We start from the raw sequence: 20,246 nt of genomic DNA on the forward strand, positions 1-20,246 counted from the left end.
AAATGAGATTCAATAAATATATCGTTGCTTTTATTGGAATATTGGGTATCTGTCAAATATCACAAGCACAGGTTCCTTCTCCAGGAGAAAAGCAAAACAAAGGAATTGTATTAAAAGGAGGTACCGTCCATGATGGCAACGGCAATGTAAAAGAAAATACTGATGTTGCTTTTATTGATGGAAAGATCTCCTTCATTGGAAATAATTTTTCTGATGCTGAATATTCCGTTATTAATGTACAAGGAAAACATCTATACCCAGGGTTTATACTACCCACTTCTCCTCTTGGATTGGTTGAAATTGAAGCTGTAAGTGCTTCGAGTGATACCTATGAAACTGGTAAGAGTAACCCTGAAGTGAGATCTGTGATTGCATATAATACGGATTCTCATGTAATTCCAACCGTACGCTCTAATGGTGTTTTAGTCGAGCAAGTGATGCCACAAGGTGGCCTATTTTCTGGCCGGTCTTCGATTGTCCAACTTGACGCTTGGAACTGGGAAGATGCCATTATAAAAGAAAATGACGGACAACACTTACACTGGCCAAAAAAGTATTACCAGAATTCATGGACAAACCCCGACAAGAGTTTACAAACCAGTAAATCATACTATAAAACAGTAGATCTTATTGAGCAAACATTAATGGATGCAGAAGCTTATTCTATGGCTCCAACTCCTAATGTTCCTGATTTTCCTTTGGAAGCATTAAAAGGTATTTTCCAAGGAACTGAGAAGCTATATATACATGTAGATGAAGCTAAAAGTATAATATCTTCTGTGAAATTAGCTCAAAAGTATCATATCAAAGATATCGTTGTTGTTGGTGGTGCAGATGCATGGTTAATCACCGATTTCTTGAAGGAAAATAATATTCCGGTATTATTGACCGATGTTCATAGTCTCCCTACAAGAGAACAGGATGATGTTGACCTACCTTTCAAAAGGGCAAAATTATTATCTGATGTAGGTGTTCTTGTTGGATTAACCCATTCCTCAGCATCAAACTCCAGAAACCTTCCTTTCTATGCCGGTACATTGGTGGCATATGGATTAAATCAAGAAGATGCACTGAAAATGATCACTTCTAATACTGCTACTATTTTAGGTATTGAAAAGCAATTTGGTTCGCTTGAAAATGGAAAGTCAGCTACTCTTATTATCAGCGAAGGTGATGTACTAGATATGAGAACAAGTATTATCACCCATGCGTTTATTGATGGTAGAACAGTTGATTTGAACAATAAGCATGAAATGCTATACCAAAAGTTTAAGAAGAAATACGATAACTAAATAGTAAATTATGGTTTAGGGTGTTTGAATTTGTAACTTCATCCTAAACCATAAATTTAATCCCAGATAGCATGTCATCTAGTGTCATTTATATTCCTGCTGAAAACAAACAATTTTCCCAACCTATTATATTAATTCATGGTGCTTTGTTTAGTGCAGAAGCATGGAGAGGAAACTTTCTAGAATTTTTCCCAAAACAAGGATACGACACCTATGCTATTAGTTTAAGTGGACATGGAAACCAAGGAAATAAGTTACTGCTAAACTTATACGGAATTGATGATTTTACTGAAGATGTCGTCCAACTTATTACAAGCCTTAAAGAAAAACCAATACTTATTGGACATTCTATGGGAGGGCTTGTTGCACAAATGGTAGCACAAAAAGTAAGTCTAACCTCTGTTATTTTGCTAGCAGCAGTTCCACCTTATGGAGTATTTAGACCTATGTTACAGCATATGTTTTCAGCTCCTATCAGCTTAACTAAATTTGCCGCTTCTACACTCTTTCCATTTTGGAAATTCTTTAAAACTGAAGCTCCTGAAGGTATTTATTCTACTTTACCAACAAGAGAAGTTCAATTACATGTCAATAAGAATATCCAAAGGGAATCGTTAAAGGCAATGATAGAAATGCTTATTCGAGACTTTAATATTGAACCTAAAAAAGTAAACTGCCCAATGCATCACATTGGCTTCAAAGATGATAAAATTATTTTTCCGGAAGATGTAATTAAAACTGCATCATTCTACCAACAGGAGTACAAGATTTTCGATAACATGGCTCATGCTTTTATGTTTGAACCAGATTGGGAAATTGTTGGGAAATATATTTCAGACTGGATGACAAAGAATCATTAATTTTCTGCATTATAAAATGCAACTACCCTTCTTAGTCCTTCTTTAGATCTTAAAGGAACTTCTAACGTTCGAATATATTCTTTCACCTCTTCTTCTCTCCCGATAAATAACTTATATAATTCTTTCTTTTTGGTATCTACTGGTATTATTTCTCCTGTTATAGATAAAAAATACAACCTTTCTTTAAGCTGATAAGAATAAAAGACAGTTTCATTGTTATCATGTACATTCGTAAATCGGTTACGTTCCATCTTTGCCCTATCATTATCAAATGTATTGTATTTATGAGCTGACTTTAAAAGGAAAGGATAAGACAACAAACCTAGTTTACCACTGCCACCTTCTACTAATTCATAAATTCCAGTAGCAGGAATACCTTCTCTAGTATACTTGTAGACATTAATAAAATGATATTCTGATGTGGTCACTAAATTGGGTTTACTTTCATCTACATAAGTGATATCAAATTTCTCTACTTCACTCACTTCCACCACATTTACAGAGGTATCTTGCATTTCTAAACCACCATATAAAGTAGTAGTTTCAATCTCCATCATTTCCAATTGGTCATGTTGAAGGTCAAATAATAAGGGAATATCTCTTTTTATAGCACCATTTTTTAACCATACAGATCCTTGCATCCAATCATTAAAATAAAATACCATACTATCTCTAGTCATGTTATTTTGAGCTTCAATATTCTTCTGAGCTTCGGACAGTAATGTTTTTTTCTTCTTTTTGGTTTTCTCCTGTGCAGTCACTGTTGAAAATAAAGAAGTAAGTAAGAGTAATATAAGTGCATATTTGGACATAGAAATGTTTAGTTTTTTATTGAAGTAGAGACATTAAAGTTGTTAGTATTAAAAATACCAAAAAATGAATACAAAAAAAAGACTGCTCTACGAATAGAACAGTCTTTATAAACTCTATATTTTCTAAGTTTACTAACGAATTAGTAAGACTTGCTGATATCGATAAAGTCTCTTGATACTAATGAAGCACCACCAATTAAACCACCGTCAACGTCTGGTTGAGCGAATAATTCTTGAGCGTTGCTTGGCTTAGCAGAACCACCATATAAGATTGAAGTAGCATCAGCAACTTCTTGACCATATTTAGCAGCAATCATATCACGGATATCTTTGTGCATTTCTTGTGCTTGTGCAGATGTAGCTGTTTTACCAGTACCGATAGCCCAAACTGGCTCGTATGCTAAAACTACTTTACCGAAGTCCTCAGCAGAAAGGTGGAATAAACCTTCTGATAATTGCTTCTCTACTACAGCTTTTTGAGTACCAGCCTCACGCTCTTCTAATACTTCACCAAAACAGAAGATTGGCTTCATACCGTTAGCAATAACTGCATCAGTTTTTGTTGCTAACATAGCATTAGACTCACCAAAATATTCACGACGCTCAGAGTGACCTAAGATTACGTAATCAATACCATAAGATGCTAATTGAGCAGCAGAAATTTCTCCTGTATAAGCTCCTTTTGGCTCTGTGTAACAGTTTTGAGCACCAACAAATACATTCGCAGAATTACCAACGATTGATTTTACTTTGCTCAAGTGGATAAATGGAGTACACATAATAACAGTAACATCTGAAGGTGTTTCGTCTTTAGCCATGTTTGCTACTTCAGAAGCTAATACTTCAGCATCTTCTTTAAGAAGATTCATTTTCCAGTTACCTGCTACGATCTTTTGTCTCATAGTTCTATTTTTTTTGAATGTATGTGATTTTAAGTTCGGTGCGAATATACGTAGCTGATTGTGGTTTCAAAATGAGTTTCGTCATACTGTTGAAGTAAGTTAGAAACAATTTACACAATTGAATATTCTATTTTTCCAAAATTTGGAAAATGAGTTTCATAATGAAACTGAAAGAAAGTGTGCCAAAACCAAAAAACCGCTCTAACAGGTCGTTAACAGGCATTTACACAAAAAACGTTGTTATGGCACAGTTGATGTCTTAAAGATAGTGGGTAAAGAATCATAGGTTAGTCACCTATTGTATGGCATGATACACCAGTAACATTAACCAGCTGTGGAAAGACACTTGAATATTTTCAAGTGTTTTTTTTTGCTCACTTTTTTATAAGGTAGCTTTCAAACAAGGAAAATTTATATTATATTTACAAATATTACAAAACAGCTACTTTTTTAAGACATAATACTTAACCTAAATTTTTTCTATTACTCTAATTCTTACACATTAGAATATTTTTTTATCTATGTAATCTTCTACTGTCACTTTTTTGACTTTTATGCTGTTTTGAAACAAAAAAAGGCATCCAATATGGATACCTCTTTCACTATAATAATCTAACTACTGTCTATACTATTGTTATCATTCTATCTACATCTTATATAACGGTTAGTTTTATCTACAAATCATCAGATTATTATCGTATTCTATCAAATTTTGATTTTCATTATTTTAACAGACACAAAAAAAGGCACCCAATATGGATACCTCTTTCTACTATATAATCTAACTACTGTCTATACTACTGTTATCATTCTATCTACATATTTATAAACGAAACAAGTAAACCACTTACTTTCAATGATTTACTTTAAAATATCACAATCTGATTTTTATTTTTCTCATCAAATAAAAAAGGCATCCAAAATGGACACCTCTTTCACTATAATAATCTAACTACTGTCTATACTACTGTTATCATTCTATCTACATATTTATAAACGAAACAAGTAAATCACTTACTTTCAGTATTTTACTTTAAAATATCACAATCTGATTTTTATATTTCTCAACAAATAAAAAAGGCATCCAAAATGGACGCCTCTTTCACTATAATAATCTAACTACTGTCTATACTACTGTTATCATTCTATCTACATATTTATAAACGATAGTTGATTAAAGTAATATTGACAGATTACTATTATTTAATATCATAATCCGACTATACAGAATTTTAATTCACTTAAAAACAAACACTTAAGATATTAACACTATGAAATTGATTCCGTTCAAGTGGAAAAAGAATCCAAACTTCTATCAACTATTTATACTCTCAATAGATGAGAAAAAAGAACGGCCAGGAGTGTCGCTTCTCCCAGCCTTATCTACTTTATATAACTAATTTCAAAAAAAGGCACCCAAAATGGATACCTCTTTCAACTATATAATCTAACTACTGTCTATACTATTGTTATTTTTTCCTCATTTTAGAAGTACAAAGAAAGCTGTATTTAACTGACATGATTTATATTATTCGATTGAAAACTATCAAAAAACGATTTATCTATAACATCAAGCACAACGGTTTTTAAATAATGTAAAAAAGCCACCCTAAAAAGGATGGCTTATATAAATATTCTTAATTAAAATATATCTAACGAATAGGAATACTATTAGAAATCAAAGGCTAATCCAATATTAAAAGACCAAAATCCATAGTCTCCATATCCTTTAGCTGCTGTCATATAATTGTATTTCACATTTGTAAGAAGATAAGTACCACTACCACCTAGAGGTGCTAAAACACCAACTTCTGGAGTTACTGCAAAACTCCAATAGTGATCTACTACTGCAATTCCACCTACTTGGTTATCGAAATAGTTACCAGCAGCACCTACTCCCACACCGATATAAGGTCGGATTCCACCTTCTTCACCAAAGTAATAATGAGATGTTACCATTGTCTGAAGAATATCCGAATCTCTAAATTCTTCACCTGTAATTGCTCCATTATCACCATAATAAGTTTGTGTTCCATTACTCTGTTGGAAGTAATTCCATCCAATATTTGCTCCTACAGAAAGGTTATCGTTTAAGAATTTTCTGTATTCTACATTTACACCAGAAAATGATGCTTCATTGATGTAATTATTCACTCCCGTTGTCGGTACAGCCATACTGTATGTGATACCCACAATATTATCTTGAGCAAAAGATGCTGTCGCTCCCAATAAAAGTACTGAGATTGTTAAAAGAAGATTTTTAAAGTTTTTCATGGTTTTAGCTTATTTAGATGTTGAGATATAAGGAGATTGTGTAAACATTTGATCAATACCAGTAACAATTCTGTTCTGATTGTCTATCGTATTGGTTTCTGTTCCGTTTAAGATACCCTGCCAGATAATAGGTGTTTTTTCTTCACCGTTATCTTTTACTACCTCTCTGTTGTCTGCAATTTCTAAAACAACAGTACCTTGGTCATAAGCATAAACAGCTGATACAGGATAGCCATAATAAGGATAATATCCACCCCAACCAGGATAGAAACCGCCCCATCCCCAGTAATCATACCACCAATCGTATGTTGGCCATGCAGTAACAGTACCAGCATAAGACACATCAAAAGAATAAGGTAATACAATTAAGTCTGGCTTTTCTCCAGAAGTTTCTTCCACATAAGTATACCCTGCTGCCAACATGTTGTCCATGGCTTGATCTAGGATTACTTGGTCCGTAGAAGATAACTCATAATTTGAAAGAGATTCGTTATCTTCTGATGGATGGATAACATAATCCGGCATTCCAAATGTTCTAGCAGTAGAAAAGCTAATCTCATAACTTGGATCTTCGTGAGTGATCACTGTATCATAATCCGATACTTCATCAGGATTATCTTGTAAACTGCCACATGAAGTCATTAGACTTACTAATAATAGAATTGATGTAAAGTGCTTGGTCATCGTTTTCATAGTTTTTATTTTGATTTGGTTATGTAAACGATGCTTTTTGGAGTCACTGATGATAGTTTTTGATTAAAAGATATCAAAAATTTATTAAAACTTTCTTTGCTTCAAATCTTCTTTAAACTCCCTGGGAGTCATGTGATATTGTTTTTTAAATACTGCAGAAAAATGACTTGCACTAGAAAACCCTAGATCCATCGCAATCATAGACATCGATTTCTCCCCTTGGGTTAAATATGTTCTAGCTTTATCTAAACGGACATCTTGATGATACTGATGAATAGTAGTACCAAACACTTGTTTAAACAGTGCTCTTAATCTACTACCACTCAAACCACACTCTCTTGAGAGATCTTCTATATGAATAGGTTTGTCTAATTGATTTTTCAGAATTGTCCTCGCTATAAAAACTGCTTTGGTATTTACAGGGTATTTATTTGAAGCTAATAACTCTTCCCTTTCACTTACTTTGGTAAAAAAAGTAGCGAATAGATGTCTCACACAAGCTTCTACAAGTTCCTTTTTATAGATCAGGGTTTCGTCTTCTAACAAGGCAAATGATCGATTAAACATACCAAACATAATAGGATCGAATTCCTCAAAAATATAAAAGGAATCGTCAAAGTCGAAAAGTTGAATTAAACGCTCTGATCGCTGTATCAACTTTAAGAAATGTTCTTTTTTCAATCGAATAGAGAGAAAGGTTAGTTCTCTTGCATCGGAAAACTCCCAATTGATTGTATCCTTAGTGTTGGTAGCGAATGCTCCTTGGGAATTAATCGAAAAGTCTTCTTTAGAAAATCCTTCTCCTTTTTCTAACTGTTGTTCAATTTCCAATGATTGTTCGACAGGCTCTCCAAAAAATATAGGTACATACTCATTAATCTCATTCATTTTCTTTCCTGAACAAGTCAACGGTGCGTTTAATTTAATCTTGAATTGTAAAGCTTGTAGATTATCGTCAAAATCGTAAGCAATCACCTTACCTTTGCCTTTCTCGTTATTAAAAGAAAGAATATCACCATCAATCCTTCCATCAAACACCTGATTCCAAGCCAACAAAGCTTTACTTAATTCCGAATTCATGGTCTAACAACAGTTTAATTTTTAATTGATTTTCTCTTTTTGATAGTCTAAAAAGTATAATTTCCTCATATTAAGATAAAAAAATACCGTTAGAAATAAGAGATCTCCAACGGTATTTTTAGTGATATATTAGAATAATCTATCTTAATCTATTTATTAACTCAGCATATTTTTCAATCGCAAAGTTATTGTCAGAGAATAGGTTTTGCATCCTTAAGATAGTGATACCAGTATAACTAGTATTTGCTCTTGTCAAGGCTTTCTCAATCTGATCCCATCCACTTTGAGCATATAACTCGTGGTAAAGAGCATTCTCTCCCATCACTTGTATATCCAATTCTTTTGCTGAATTAGAGAACCACATCACAAGATCTTCTGCTCTAGAGTATCCTTCCCAGTCCTTGTTCATTTTTTCTAAACAAGTAAAGTGAAGTACCACTCTTTCTTTGAAGTCTCTATCAATGATTTTCTTCAACATATCTTTGTACTCTCCTCTATCAACTGCACCGATATTTGGATAAGGAGCGATTAGACCTGCTGTAATCTCCGCTACTCTTGGTTGGTTAGGATCTGAAATTAACCAGTGAATACCTGGCATTTTAAACCCTACAGGTACATCCTTAAAATCACCATCAAAGATTTCTACCGCTTTTCTGATGATCTTATTACCATGATTAGCTAAACTTTGGTTGTACCAGTTAAAGAAATCCAAACCATATCTCGAAGTAGAGTAATTGTTGTTTTTAAACAATTCATCAGCATTAGGCATCGGAATCTCTTCAGGGCCTTCATACTTTGTTTGCCATACTTCATTGATATAGTCGATACTTCCGTAAGCATTTAAAATATACCTTTGGAAGTCTTCTTTGGCCAATCTACTATAGCATTGTAAAGTACCTCTGTTTGGATAATCACCCCAGTCATGAGAGTTGTACGATGGATATCTAAGCTCTCCTGCAGGTCCTAAACTAATGTTGATTTCGTCAGTCATCCAAGCATACTTCTTGTAACGTTGCTTAAATGCTTTCATGAAACGCTCATAGTAAGGCATTACAAAAGTATCGGCCCAAAGTGATACATACTCAACACTTACATCTCCTGTTTCAGAAACATATTGTAAATCCTGAATACTTTCTAAATGTGGATTCTCTTCTACAATTTTACCCCAAACCCATAACGGGATCATCTGAAGGAAGTCATCATTTACGTTACCTCCAGCTTGGTGGAAAGATAAAATAGGTACCCAGTTCAAGCCTTTTGACTCAATTAGTTTTACCATACTATCATAATAAGACCAATCAAAGTTACCAGACTGTCTACCTTCTACCAATCCCCACCATATATCAATAGACACAGCAGACACACCAATATCTCTCATTCGGTCCAATTGCTTGGAAACAGTCTGCCAATCTCTCTCTTCTAATAAACGTTTTGCATTATGTGTTTTCACATGAAGTGGCCCCATTACTCTGAACGACTTCTGTTTCTTTTCCACATAATCGTCATGGAATTTAACCTTGTGAATAAGTTCTTGAAGACGAGTACTACCAGTTGCCATCTTGTCGAACATCACTTTTAAGTTATTGATCATTAAACCATTGATTTGGTCCGATTTCAATAACCAAGTTGCTGCATTATCCCAGATCACATGAGAGTTTAAACCTTCTATCGATTCATTTTCAAAATAGAAAGACACCTCATGATGCATACCATAACTAAGAATAGATTTTGCCTTTTCTGCAAAAGACGACTCAGATTTATATTCATTTCTACTCTTTGTAGGAACGATAAACCCTAATCGTGAAGGAGTGATACCTTCTCCAATCGCATCCATTGAATTATAGTAAGCTGTTTTATGATCAGTATCGTTATTTACTGCAATAATACCAGCTCCTACTTCTGTCTGAGAAGACATATTTTTTAAGTTTTTCTCAGCATAAGCAATCGGTAATCTTAAGCACAGTTTTGACTCTTCGAACCCATGGTCACTAAACGCACTTTGTAGAATATGAAGTGTGCGGTTACCATGTGTTGTCAGGCACTTGTTGTACCATGTTGATACATCATTACCAAAAGCAGAATCATTGTACTTTCGACTCTGAAGAACATCATTCTCTTTAAAATAAGCGATCAGTTCTTCTTTGTCTTTTATTTCAACACCCCATTTTTTAGAGGCAGAGGCATAATCTTTATATTTTTCTCTAACGTAATTATCCCAATCATCTAATGCTAATGGTGAATAGCATTGCATATTCCTCCTTGGGAAAGAACATTCATTGATTGGATAAGACAATTCACCGTTTTGTGTTGTTGATATCACAAATTTAGTGATGTGTTGAGAAAGATCTTTGAAGTTATTTTTAAATGAGAGAACTAGTTCTTCGTAATAAGGCATTACATAATGATCAGCCCATAAAGACACTGCGTCTTGTGTACTGCCTCCAGACTTGTTGACATACTTCAATTGACTTAAGTATTTGATCTCATCATGGTCAGACATCAATTTACCCCATAGCCAATCTGGTAAGGTACATAAGAAACTTTGCTCATAGTTGTTGATCATATGGAAATTAAATTCTATAACCATATGTAACTCATTGCTCGCTAATGTCTCTAATAAACTTCTGTAGTATGTCCAGTCGTATTGTATATAATGGTTGGAATCATTAGATGCTTTCCCTTCTCCTTCGACGATTTTCCAAAGAACGGGAACAACAACTGCATTAACTCCTATTTTTTTTGCTCTAATTACCCATTTTTCTAACTCAGTCCAATCAGGCTTTTCCTGAGAAAAACATGTATCAGTTTCTAATACAGAATATGGTAATCGAATTTCAAACGTCTTCATTGACTTTGCTAGTTTTTTCCTATCTATTTCGCACGTATAACAAAATTCACTAGTGTTATTCAGTGATCGTTATATAACAAATATAGGGAAGATTTTGAAAGTTCTTTTTCCAACCAAAATTTCAACCGTTTGCATAACAATGAATTATGAGATTAGTTCTTTAAAGATTATCAATAGAATTAAGTGATAGTCATTTTTATAACAAATAAAGTCATAATACACTAAACAATAAAAGTTGAACTCATACTACACTGAACGATCGAGCAAATATGATTATTTTAGCCTATATCGTTCATTTATTTCATAATAAGCACAAATACATTTAGTTACCAATTAAACATTATCGTTAGTTAAGTATACCTTTTTTACCCCAAAGTTTAAATAGATTATGCTTAACAAGATATTATATATAGTTACGACCGTATTATTATTCTCATTTAACTCATTTGCTGGAAACATTTATAGTAAAGTGCAAAGTAGCGTTGCTGATGCAGAATACACTCTATGTAAAGGTGATATCAATAATGATTATTACCACATTACTCAAAATCAGGAAAAAGTATCAACAATGAATGTTGGTGGTGTTATGGTTGATGTTTTTCAAAATGAAGACGGAGACAAAATGATTATCACTCATATTCAGGATAAATATGGCTGGACAGTGATCAACCACAAAGAAGACAATTTAGGTCCAGTGATATCAGATCTTATTATTTCGATTTACAACCTGTAAATCTATTTTCACAGCTGGTTTCAATTTAAAGAGTCCGTTATTTCGGTACTCTTTTTTTGTGCTTATAGATAAATAAAGTCTCTCTCAAATGATGGTTTAGTAAGTTTTTACTCCTAGTTCCTCTAATTTTTTTTAAAAGAATCTTATTATCAGCACTTACTAACTAATATTTCTATTTAGATTCAAGAAATATCTTATTTTTGCCGATTGAAAAGTATAATTTTTAAAAATTACTCAGTAGAGAGATATACATGGACGCAAAAAGTATTCGCCGCACGTTCTTGGAATTCTTCCAAAGCAAGCAGCACGCCATCGTTCCTTCGGCACCACTTGTGATTAAAAACGATCCTACGTTGATGTTTACCAACGCAGGTATGAATCAATTCAAAGATTATTTCTTAGGAAACAAAGCCGCCGAGGATACACGTGTCGCCGATACTCAAAAATGTTTACGTGTATCTGGTAAACACAATGATTTGGAGGAAGTGGGTATTGACACTTACCACCATACTATGTTCGAAATGCTAGGTAACTGGTCTTTCGGAGATTATTTCAAAAAAGAAGCAATTGAGTGGGCATGGGAACTTCTTACTGAAGTGTACCAACTACCAAAAGATAGATTGTACGTTACAGTATTCGAAGGTGACGACGCTGACGGTACTGAAATGGACCAAGAAGCAAAGGATATCTGGAAAGGCTTAATCGCTGAAGAAAGAATTATTCTTGCTAATAAAAAAGATAACTTCTGGGAAATGGGTGAAACAGGTCCTTGTGGTCCTTGTTCTGAAATCCATATTGACCTTCGTAATGATGAGGAAAGAGCCAAAGAAGATGGTCTTGCTTTAGTAAACGAAGATCACCCATTAGTAGTAGAGATCTGGAACCTTGTATTTATGCAATTCAACCGTAAGGCGGATGGTTCTTTAGTTTCTCTTCCTAACAAACATATCGATACAGGTATGGGATTCGAACGTTTATGTATGGCGATTCAAAAGAAAGAATCGAACTACGATACAGACGTATTCCAACCAATGATCCAATTCTTAGCAGCAAAGTCGGGTAAGGCTTACGGTGAGAATGAGAAAACAGATATCGCTATCCGTGTAATCTCAGACCATATCCGTGCAATTTCATTTGCTATTGCTGATGGTCAATTACCTTCGAACAACAAAGCGGGTTATGTGATTCGTCGTATTCTTCGTAGAGCGGTACGTTACGGATATACTTTCTTAGAATTCAACAAGCCATTTATGTATGAGTTGGTTGATATTCTTTCTGATCAGTTCGAAGAAACTTTCCCTGAGGTAATTTCTCAAAGAGATTTCATCAAGAAAGTAGTCATGCAAGAGGAGCAAGCCTTCTTAAGAACATTAGAGAAAGGTTTATCTATTCTTCAAAAAGCAATGGATGGTGCATCAGACAAAACGATTGCTGGTAAAGAAGCATTCACTTTGTACGATACATTCGGTTTCCCTCTTGATTTAACACAATTGATCGCTTCTGAAAACGGATTCACTGTAGATACAGCAGGGTTCGATGCAGCAATGAAAGAGCAAAAAGACAGAGCTCGTGCAGCATCAGCTTCAGAAAAAGGCGATTGGATTGATGTAAATGATGGTGACTCAGTAGAATTCTTGGGTTACGATGCATTAGAATCAGATGCTTCTATCTTACGTTACCGTGAAGTAACAGAGAAGAAGAAAACAATTATACAATTAGTACTTGATCAAACTCCTTTCTATGCTGAAAGTGGTGGACAAGTAGGTGATAAAGGTACTTTAGTTTCTGGTGATGAGACAATCGCTATCTTCGATACGAAGAAAGAAAACGATTTGATTATCCACTTCGCTAACAAATTACCTTCTAATCCAGCTGCTCCTGTAACGGCTAAAGTAGATGCTACGCGTAGATCTCTAACAGAGAACAACCACTCGGCAACTCACTTATTACACGCTGCATTACAAGAAGTATTGGGTGATCATGTCGCTCAAAAAGGTTCATTGGTAAACGAGAAACACTTACGTTTTGACTTCTCTCACTTCCAAAAAGTGGAAGCGGAAGAAATTGAAAAGATCGAGAAAATCGTTAACCAAAGAATCCGTCAGAATATCCAATTGAACGAGCAAAGAAGTGTTCCTATCGAAGAAGCTAAAGCAATGGGTGCTACTGCATTATTCGGTGAGAAATACGGTGACTTCGTTCGTGTAATTACTTTCGATAGCGATTACTCAGTAGAACTTTGTGGTGGTACACACGTTCCAGCTACAGGTAAAATTGGTTTATTCAAAATTACTGCTGAATCATCGGTAGCTGCAGGTGTACGTCGTATTGAGGCAATTACTGCAGATGCTGCTGAAGAGTATGTAGATGAGCAAATCACTTTACTTCAAGAGATCAAAGAACTATTAAAAGCGAAAGACCCTAAGAAAGCAGTAGCTGACTTAGTAGAAGCAAAAGCAGCTTTATCGAAAGAAGTAGAAACGCTTCGTAACAAAGAGTTACAAGCAGTGAAAAACGAATTAGCTTCTAAAGCAGTTGCTAAAGACGGTTTCAACTTTATTGCAGCTAAAGTTTCTGTTGCAAATGCTCAAGGATTAAAGCAATTGGCTTACGACTTAAAAGCTGTTGTTGAAAATATGTTCTTGATCTTAGCCGCTGACGTTGACGGTAAACCTCAAGTAGCAGTTATGATCGATGAAGAATTAGTAAAAGCAAAAGATCTTCACGCTGGTAAAATCGTTAAGGAATTAGCGAAAGAAATCAAAGGCGGCGGAGGTGGACAACCTTTCTTTGCTACTGCAGGTGGTAAAGATATCAACGGTTTGGATGCTGTTGTTGCAAAAGCACAAGAGTTAGCTTAATTAAGCTAGTTTTTATAGATATAGAAACGGCCTTCTCTTTATTGAGAAGGCCGTTTTTTATTAACTTAATCTAAAAGATATTGGAAGTATCATTCTTGATATGGTCTTTTGCCCTCTTTTTTTCGCAGGGCTCCAAGGTTTTACTAATTGCATTACTCTTAGCACCTCTTGGTCCATAGATTCATAAACTCCTTTTACAACGTTAATTTCTGTCAGTTGACCACTTTTGTCAACAATAAAGGCAACATAAACTTTACCTTCTATTCCCTGTTTTTTAGCATCGTCAGGGTATCTTAATACTTTACCTATCCAATTATAAAAATCCCAAATACCGCCAGGGTAGAAAGCCCTCTTATATGTTTTTGTGTAACTATATTTTTTACCTTCACTATCCCAACTGTTTCCTTTCTTTAGTTTACCATTTTTGTAGGTTTCAATAAAGTATGGTTTACCGTCAATATATGTTCCATTCCACTCTCCGGTTTTCAACTTGTTCTTTACCATACCCTCTTGATAAAAACTATTTTTTGTCAAATACTTCAGTTGACCATTTCCATTCTTCACCGTTTGATTTCCTAGAGAATCCCAAGCATTAATAAATAGGGTAGTTTCTTCAAACTCTCCCTCCTTATATTTCATTTCATAACTGAAATTCTCCTGGCTATTTGAGTGATAATAGTGCCAAATACCCACTTTCTTAGACGCATCAAAAACTCCTTTCTCCTTTAGATTCCCGTTTTTATAATAGGATTCAAAATCACCAAATTTATCTTTATAGCGTTTTTTCTCCTTAGTATAATAGGTTGAATAGATAGTGCCATCGAGATAAAAAGTAGTATGTTTATACTTTTCGTTTTCAAGTTCTCCAATGTGTGAGTTGGCATAATAAACAGCATCATTTTTATCCATTACTTCGGTATGGTCCTCATTAAAATAAATGATAGATTGGCCTAAACTAGAAATAGATGTGATTAAAAATAAGAGAAAAGCTAAAGTTGTTTTTCGCATGTTATTAGTTTGTCAGATTTAAGTAAAATACAATTTGCTTTGAAGAGATAGAAAGTTAGACAATTATCTTCTGATAACTATCATAATCGACAAGTAGTTTGATCGAAATCATCAATGAAAAAAGTTGATGGATTTCTCAGAACCCATCAACCATTGTCTACTCAACAGACCATTCATAAAAATTTGAAGATTGATTTAATTCAAACCCTGCCCTAGGGTATAGTTTATTTCCGATCTGATTTGTAATTTCTGTTTCAAGCATCACTCCACATGCATTAGTGTCGTAAGCTAATTTTTTAGCTTCATCAATTAATTTCAAAGAAACACCTTTTCCACGTTGTGAAGCATCAATATAGAGATCATTGAGTAACCAAAGTTTTTTCATTCTAGTTGATGAAAATAATGGATATAATTGTACAAAACCTGAAAGTTGCCCCTCCTCTTCAAAAACATAAATTTTTGAATCTTCTAAAGCTATTCTTTCTGCTAAAAATGCTCTGGCAGCAGATAAATCAGATGTTTTTCTATAAAATACTCTATAACCATCAAAGAGTACTGAGAGTTGGTCTAGGTCGTTTGCTGTTGCTTGTCGTACCATGAATTTGATTTATTAAATTGAATAGAGAAATGATTTAATGTTCAAATATATTCGAATTATCATTTTACTACCTATCATCGACCAACAAAAAAAGTTATCCTATTTTCATAAGATAACTTTCATTTCATCTACAATAAAGATTTATATTCTTCTAATGTAAATGTGTTATAAAAAAGTAGAATTAGATCACCTCTACTACTTCTTTAAGGTTCAATCTAGATTTAGGGTTTTTAGATGGTTGGTTTCCATCCTCAGCATCTCTGTAACCAATCATTACAGCAACTAGCGGTTGATACCCCTCTAATCCTAAAATTTCTTTGTATTTATCTTGTTCAATACCTTCCATTGGTGTTGAATCGATACCCATTGATCCAACTGCAGATAAGAAATACCCAATAGATAAGTATACTTGATCTGAGAACCAATTTTTGATTTTCTCTTCACCCTGAGGTTTTAAGAAATTATTAAAATACCCTACTGCACCTTCTGGCAAGTAATCGTTGATATCTTTTTCAAACTTCTCTACGTCATCGATTGCACTAAAAACAACAACATGACTACCCTCGATTAGTTTTGGAGCATTAAAATAAGAAGCCTCAGCTAATTTCTCTTTTAATTCCTGGTTACCTACAATTGTAAATTTCCATGGCTGGCTATTGATAGAAGATGGACTTAATTGCAAAATCTCTTTTAACTTCTGAATGTCCGAATCACTAACTTTTTTAGATGGATCGTACTTTTTTGTTGTGTATCTTGATTTTGCGATGTCGATAAATTCCATGATAATATTTTTTATTTGTTGATTTTAAAAACGGTCTAAAATCACTTAAAGTTTTAATAGAACTATTAATAAATTTATATAAACGACTATTTCTTTACTTTTTTAAGTAACTTTACTTTTGATAGTTACAAACATAAGTAGTGTTTTTAAACAATACAATAACGGGCAAAAATGTAAGTATCTATTTTTAAGGTTTATTCAATAAAAGATTTTAGTGATGAAATATAAAGTTGATGGTAAAGAATACCCATGCTGTACGAGCTTAACAATGAAATACATTGGCGGTAAATGGAAATCAGTAATTTTAATTCACCTTAAAGATGCTACCTTAAGATACAGTGAATTAAGAAAAATGATTCCAACTGTAAGCGAAAGAACATTAAGCCTTCAACTAAAACAATTAGAAGAAGACGGACTGATAAAAAGAGAAGTGATTCCTACTGAAAAACCTCCACTAAAAGTAGAATACAGTATGACAGATTTCGGAAGAACACTTACTCCATTGTTAGAAATGATTTCGTCGTGGGGAGAAGAAGCTGTAAAATGGGATAGTAAAGTAGAAGAAATTGAAGAGTAGATACTATTTCAATTTTCCTTCTCTTTGGTCTCTCGTATTTCATTATTATTGATTGTAAACACAAAAAGGTCAATCCAGTAAAATTACCGGAAAGACCTTCCATTTGCTTGCTATTATCTTTGCTACATCATCGTTTTCTTTATTCTTCTATAAAGTTAAACTCAGTGATATAAGACGTTATCGTTGGTGTAAATGTGGAATCAATATCAATTGTAAATCCTTTTGAAACCCCATTTACTACCATATATTTTTCATTTATAGATCCATCAAAAATCCATTCTTTGTTATCTTGGTTGTCGATTGGTGTACCTTCTGTATTCAACTGAAAAAGGTGCACTTTAACGATTACATAAGCTCCTGATACTGCTTCTATATCTGAAAAATCAATCCCAATAGAAGGAAAAGTCATCTGGTTTGTTTCATTTAACTGAATTCCCTTATTGGCATAACCGACTTGTTTTCCTTTTTTATTGAAAGCATACATTTCTGCACTCATTCTCCATGAAGAGTCAGGGCTGTAAAAGTGAATACCAAATGATATACGACCATTTAAAGGTTGCATGTAAAATGGTCTTAATTGAGCCGTTTCAGATACTTCAACAGTTCTTCTTTCGGATATAAAATCCACAACTGGGTTTCTATAATTACGAATAGAATCTAATGCTAAAAGACTTGAAGTTTCTAATGCACTAGAAGAAATCCACTGTGCGATTACCGATTGATGAGTTTCTGGAATAGCGGCATTATAATCTGCATAAAATTCAGTCTTCCCAACAGGAACATTAATGAGTAACTCTTCTTCTGATAAGTATTCGTACCTTCCTGCTTTTTCTTTTCCTTGTTTAGCAAATACCTCAATGTTATTTTTTGAAATTATCACATCGTCCGTTTTCACATTCGAGGATTTATCAAGGTGACTTTGAGACATAAAAAACTTGGTAGATAACTCTACAACAGGTCCTATAGATTGTTGCTCATCATCAAAAGAAGTATTGTCTGTGGCACATGAGACTATTCCCAAGGAAATAGCTAGCCATAAAATAAAATTTAGTAAGTGTCTTCTCATATATTATCGTTTATTGATTAAGTCTGCTTCATGGTGTGCACTATTACAATCTGTAAACAATAACATTGACCACTTTCTTTAATTTACTATTTAGACAACGGGTCTAGTGGTTCTCCTTACTTCAACAAAACGACTTTACTTTTTCGAAAAATATTTTTAAAAGAGATTTAGTTATTAAACAAAAAAGTCATTCTTACAGTAATTAGGTAAGAATGACTTTTTGGTGTTATCGAATAAATTAGTCTCTATTTAGAAATCTGTTAGATCGTCTTTATAAATTCTAATTCTTGTATTATAAGTATTTTGATAAGGAACCGAGATACTATTTGGATAGTTTAGAATTTCTGTTCCTGCATTATTCATGACGAAAATATAATATTCTGCGTTATAGTTTCTTTCTCCAAACATGGTAACACTTGAAGGAATATTCTCGAACCTTGCGACACCATACATATCTGTAACTGTCGCATTTTGAAGGTTACTGATGATTGTTAAGTCTGATCCATCATAAACTTCAGAATACTTTTCTGTAGAGATGATCCCGATATTGACATTAGCCAATGAATCATCATAAACATATTGGAAGTTTTCGTCATCGTAATAATCTGAAGTTACTGCTACTTCAATAGAACCATAATTATCTAATGGACTTAATACTACTTCTTTTTCAGTTGTAGCAATTACTTGAGTATTTTTCGCATCAAAATACTTCATATTATTATGTTCAGATTCTACTGAAACATAGTAAGCACCTTCTAATAACAATTCCGTTTTTAGTTGACCGCTTGCATCTAAGCTATCATAAATTATGTTGTCACCATAAGTATAGTTGACTTTTAATTTACCATTAGTAACTCCTTCTGCTTTGATCAATAAAGATCCAGACTTATTTATTACGATAGATAGGTCTTCTGTTGGTGTACAACTGAAGATAGTGAATGATAACACTCCTAGAATGGAGATAAGTTTGCTTAAGTTCATTTTTAGAATAGTTTGCCTTAAAAAAATTGAATGTCGATAACAATTAAGACAAAAATAAAGCAGTTGCTACGGAATAACAACTGCTTGCAGAAAATAATAATGTACAGACTATTATTTAAATAAAGGTGCAAATTTCTCTCTATAAGCATAGGCTAAATAAACAACCATACCTAAGAAGAACACTGCTCCACCAATCCCAGCAGGATCCAATGTTGCATGAAATAATACCGCGTTAAAACCAATAGCTCCAAGAACTACTAAAGTAGCTGGTACTGCTTTTCTAATAGCAAGTAAGATTCCTCCTACCACTTCTAGAATACCTACGATCGGTAAAACTCCCATTAGCATTAATGAACCAAATACTTGTGCCACCTGGTCGTTTGCTGGAGGCATTGGTAAAAATTGCAAGAACTTATTCGCTCCAAAGACGATCATCATAAATGCCAAAAGGTATCTTACTACCATTGTCACTTTAGTTTCTGAATTACTTTGAGCTGATGTAACTGTTTGAGTTGCCATGATATTTATTATTAAATTTCCTTATGTATAATGTAGTATTTGTTTATACTTTATTTGTTTAAACAAATTTAGATAGAAAAATTGATATCGCAAACTTTTGATCAAAAAAATATTTGTTTGAACAACAAAAAGGTAATAATCCGAGTATTTTCTTCTTTCAAAAAATTATTTTAAAGAAAAAACCAACATATAAATAACTGAATATCATTACATTAAATAAATTGATGAGATTTTTATTATTATTTTTCAATTTGGGATAGGGGGATATGATCACTAAGGGGTCATTACTATGAAAACGGGAAATGAAGAATAACAAAGGAGACGTCCTTTACTTCTTTCCCAAAATCATCAAGAAAAAACA

At 33.6% G+C, this 20,246-nt stretch carries 18 protein-coding genes; 6 read left to right on the plus strand and 12 right to left on the minus strand.

Going from position 1 to position 20,246, the window contains the following annotated elements:
- Positions 1–2: 2 nt before the first annotated feature.
- Both QL232_RS25055 and QL232_RS25060 read left to right on the plus strand, forming a co-directional pair.
- The gene (locus tag QL232_RS25055) at positions 3–1,292 is read left to right on the plus strand and encodes an amidohydrolase family protein (RefSeq protein WP_281616230.1); all 1,290 of its coding nucleotides are present in this window, start codon (positions 3–5) and stop codon (positions 1,290–1,292) included.
- A 71-nt stretch (positions 1,293–1,363) separates the two neighbouring features.
- Entirely contained in the window at positions 1,364–2,152 is a 789-nt protein-coding gene (locus QL232_RS25060) for an alpha/beta hydrolase (protein ID WP_281616231.1), read from the plus strand.
- Here the strand turns inward: QL232_RS25060 and QL232_RS25065 are convergent.
- Together QL232_RS25065 and tpiA are read right to left on the minus strand one after the other, a co-directional pair.
- Positions 2,149–2,964 (minus strand): hypothetical protein, encoded by an 816-nt coding sequence (locus QL232_RS25065; RefSeq protein WP_168885388.1) that lies wholly within the window; start codon positions 2,962–2,964, stop codon positions 2,149–2,151. The two genes, QL232_RS25060 and QL232_RS25065, sit on opposite strands and share 4 nt — an antisense overlap.
- Positions 2,965–3,104: 140 nt before the next feature.
- Entirely contained in the window at positions 3,105–3,866 is a 762-nt protein-coding gene (gene tpiA, locus QL232_RS25070; protein WP_168885389.1) for a triose-phosphate isomerase, read from the minus strand.
- A gap of 1,271 nt (positions 3,867–5,137) precedes the next feature.
- Here tpiA and QL232_RS25075 point away from each other — a divergent pair.
- Positions 5,138–5,266 carry a hypothetical protein gene (locus QL232_RS25075; RefSeq protein WP_281616232.1) on the plus strand — a complete coding sequence of 43 codons (129 nt, stop codon included), beginning with the start codon at positions 5,138–5,140 and terminating at the stop codon, positions 5,264–5,266.
- A gap of 271 nt (positions 5,267–5,537) precedes the next feature.
- Here the strand turns inward: QL232_RS25075 and QL232_RS25080 are convergent, their stop codons facing one another.
- From QL232_RS25080 to QL232_RS25095, 4 genes are all read right to left on the minus strand, one after another.
- On the minus strand, positions 5,538–6,140 hold the full coding sequence (locus tag QL232_RS25080; protein WP_281616233.1) for an OmpW family outer membrane protein: 603 nt from the start codon (positions 6,138–6,140) through the stop codon (positions 5,538–5,540).
- 9 nt (positions 6,141–6,149) lie between these two features.
- Positions 6,150–6,833, minus strand: coding sequence for a DUF4136 domain-containing protein (locus tag QL232_RS25085; RefSeq protein ID WP_281616234.1), 684 nt, complete (start codon positions 6,831–6,833; stop codon positions 6,150–6,152).
- Between the two features lie 84 nt (positions 6,834–6,917).
- On the minus strand, positions 6,918–7,913 hold the full coding sequence (locus tag QL232_RS25090; RefSeq protein WP_281616235.1) for a helix-turn-helix domain-containing protein: 996 nt from the start codon (positions 7,911–7,913) through the stop codon (positions 6,918–6,920).
- Positions 7,914–8,052: 139 nt separating this feature from the next.
- Positions 8,053–10,761, minus strand: a complete 2,709-nt coding sequence (locus QL232_RS25095; protein ID WP_281616236.1) for a family 14 glycosylhydrolase — start codon at positions 10,759–10,761, stop codon at positions 8,053–8,055.
- A 388-nt stretch (positions 10,762–11,149) separates the two neighbouring features.
- Between QL232_RS25095 and QL232_RS25100 the strand changes: the two genes are divergently transcribed.
- Positions 11,150–11,494, plus strand: coding sequence for a hypothetical protein (locus tag QL232_RS25100; protein ID WP_168885394.1), 345 nt, complete (start codon positions 11,150–11,152; stop codon positions 11,492–11,494).
- Positions 11,495–11,745: 251 nt separating this feature from the next.
- Positions 11,746–14,355, plus strand: coding sequence for an alanine--tRNA ligase (gene alaS / locus QL232_RS25105; protein ID WP_168885395.1), 2,610 nt, complete (start codon positions 11,746–11,748; stop codon positions 14,353–14,355).
- 60 nt (positions 14,356–14,415) lie between these two features.
- Here alaS and QL232_RS25110 read toward each other — a convergent pair whose 3' ends face one another.
- From QL232_RS25110 to QL232_RS25120, 3 genes are all read right to left on the minus strand, one after another.
- Positions 14,416–15,363, minus strand: a complete 948-nt coding sequence (locus QL232_RS25110) for an energy transducer TonB (RefSeq protein ID WP_281616237.1) — start codon at positions 15,361–15,363, stop codon at positions 14,416–14,418.
- 157 nt (positions 15,364–15,520) lie between these two features.
- A complete protein-coding gene (locus QL232_RS25115) occupies positions 15,521–15,961 on the minus strand; it encodes a GNAT family N-acetyltransferase (RefSeq protein WP_281616238.1) in 441 nt (146 codons plus the stop codon).
- Positions 15,962–16,142: 181 nt separating this feature from the next.
- Positions 16,143–16,742 carry a nitroreductase family protein gene (locus QL232_RS25120; RefSeq protein ID WP_168885398.1) on the minus strand — a complete coding sequence of 200 codons (600 nt, stop codon included), beginning with the start codon at positions 16,740–16,742 and terminating at the stop codon, positions 16,143–16,145.
- A gap of 217 nt (positions 16,743–16,959) precedes the next feature.
- On the opposite strand from QL232_RS25120, the gene QL232_RS25125 reads away from it, so the two are divergent.
- A complete protein-coding gene (locus QL232_RS25125; RefSeq protein WP_281616239.1) occupies positions 16,960–17,319 on the plus strand; it encodes a helix-turn-helix domain-containing protein in 360 nt (119 codons plus the stop codon).
- A 139-nt stretch (positions 17,320–17,458) separates the two neighbouring features.
- On the opposite strand, the gene QL232_RS25130 is transcribed toward QL232_RS25125, so the two are convergent.
- From QL232_RS25130 to QL232_RS25140, 3 genes are all read right to left on the minus strand, one after another.
- The gene (locus tag QL232_RS25130) at positions 17,459–18,385 is read right to left on the minus strand and encodes a hypothetical protein (protein WP_281616240.1); all 927 of its coding nucleotides are present in this window, start codon (positions 18,383–18,385) and stop codon (positions 17,459–17,461) included.
- Positions 18,386–18,634: 249 nt separating this feature from the next.
- Positions 18,635–19,366, minus strand: a complete 732-nt coding sequence (locus QL232_RS25135) for a hypothetical protein (protein ID WP_281616241.1) — start codon at positions 19,364–19,366, stop codon at positions 18,635–18,637.
- Positions 19,367–19,477: 111 nt separating this feature from the next.
- On the minus strand, positions 19,478–19,885 hold the full coding sequence (locus QL232_RS25140; protein ID WP_281616242.1) for a hypothetical protein: 408 nt from the start codon (positions 19,883–19,885) through the stop codon (positions 19,478–19,480).
- Positions 19,886–20,246 lie beyond the last annotated feature (361 nt).

Origin of the sequence: Flammeovirga sp. SubArs3, from assembly GCF_947387565.1 — a bacterium.
In the GTDB taxonomy this organism is placed as follows: Bacteria; Bacteroidota; Bacteroidia; order Cytophagales; family Flammeovirgaceae; genus Flammeovirga; species Flammeovirga agarivorans.

Bases quoted from the DNA above. Each gene is read 5' to 3' on its own strand.
- QL232_RS25055 (WP_281616230.1), top strand. From the start codon at position 3: ATGAGATTCAATAAATATATCGTTGCTTTTATTGGAATATTGGGTATC.
- QL232_RS25060 (WP_281616231.1), top strand. From the start codon at position 1,364: ATGTCATCTAGTGTCATTTATATTCCTGCTGAAAACAAACAATTTTCC.
- QL232_RS25065 (WP_168885388.1), bottom strand. From the start codon at position 2,964: ATGTCCAAATATGCACTTATATTACTCTTACTTACTTCTTTATTTTCA.
- tpiA (WP_168885389.1), bottom strand. From the start codon at position 3,866: ATGAGACAAAAGATCGTAGCAGGTAACTGGAAAATGAATCTTCTTAAA.
- QL232_RS25075 (WP_281616232.1), top strand. From the start codon at position 5,138: ATGAAATTGATTCCGTTCAAGTGGAAAAAGAATCCAAACTTCTATCAA.
- QL232_RS25080 (WP_281616233.1), bottom strand. From the start codon at position 6,140: ATGAAAAACTTTAAAAATCTTCTTTTAACAATCTCAGTACTTTTATTG.
- QL232_RS25085 (WP_281616234.1), bottom strand. From the start codon at position 6,833: ATGAAAACGATGACCAAGCACTTTACATCAATTCTATTATTAGTAAGT.
- QL232_RS25090 (WP_281616235.1), bottom strand. From the start codon at position 7,913: ATGAATTCGGAATTAAGTAAAGCTTTGTTGGCTTGGAATCAGGTGTTT.
- QL232_RS25095 (WP_281616236.1), bottom strand. From the start codon at position 10,761: ATGAAGACGTTTGAAATTCGATTACCATATTCTGTATTAGAAACTGAT.
- QL232_RS25100 (WP_168885394.1), top strand. From the start codon at position 11,150: ATGCTTAACAAGATATTATATATAGTTACGACCGTATTATTATTCTCA.
- alaS (WP_168885395.1), top strand. From the start codon at position 11,746: ATGGACGCAAAAAGTATTCGCCGCACGTTCTTGGAATTCTTCCAAAGC.
- QL232_RS25110 (WP_281616237.1), bottom strand. From the start codon at position 15,363: ATGCGAAAAACAACTTTAGCTTTTCTCTTATTTTTAATCACATCTATT.
- QL232_RS25115 (WP_281616238.1), bottom strand. From the start codon at position 15,961: ATGGTACGACAAGCAACAGCAAACGACCTAGACCAACTCTCAGTACTC.
- QL232_RS25120 (WP_168885398.1), bottom strand. From the start codon at position 16,742: ATGGAATTTATCGACATCGCAAAATCAAGATACACAACAAAAAAGTAC.
- QL232_RS25125 (WP_281616239.1), top strand. From the start codon at position 16,960: ATGAAATATAAAGTTGATGGTAAAGAATACCCATGCTGTACGAGCTTA.
- QL232_RS25130 (WP_281616240.1), bottom strand. From the start codon at position 18,385: ATGAGAAGACACTTACTAAATTTTATTTTATGGCTAGCTATTTCCTTG.
- QL232_RS25135 (WP_281616241.1), bottom strand. From the start codon at position 19,366: ATGAACTTAAGCAAACTTATCTCCATTCTAGGAGTGTTATCATTCACT.
- QL232_RS25140 (WP_281616242.1), bottom strand. From the start codon at position 19,885: ATGGCAACTCAAACAGTTACATCAGCTCAAAGTAATTCAGAAACTAAA.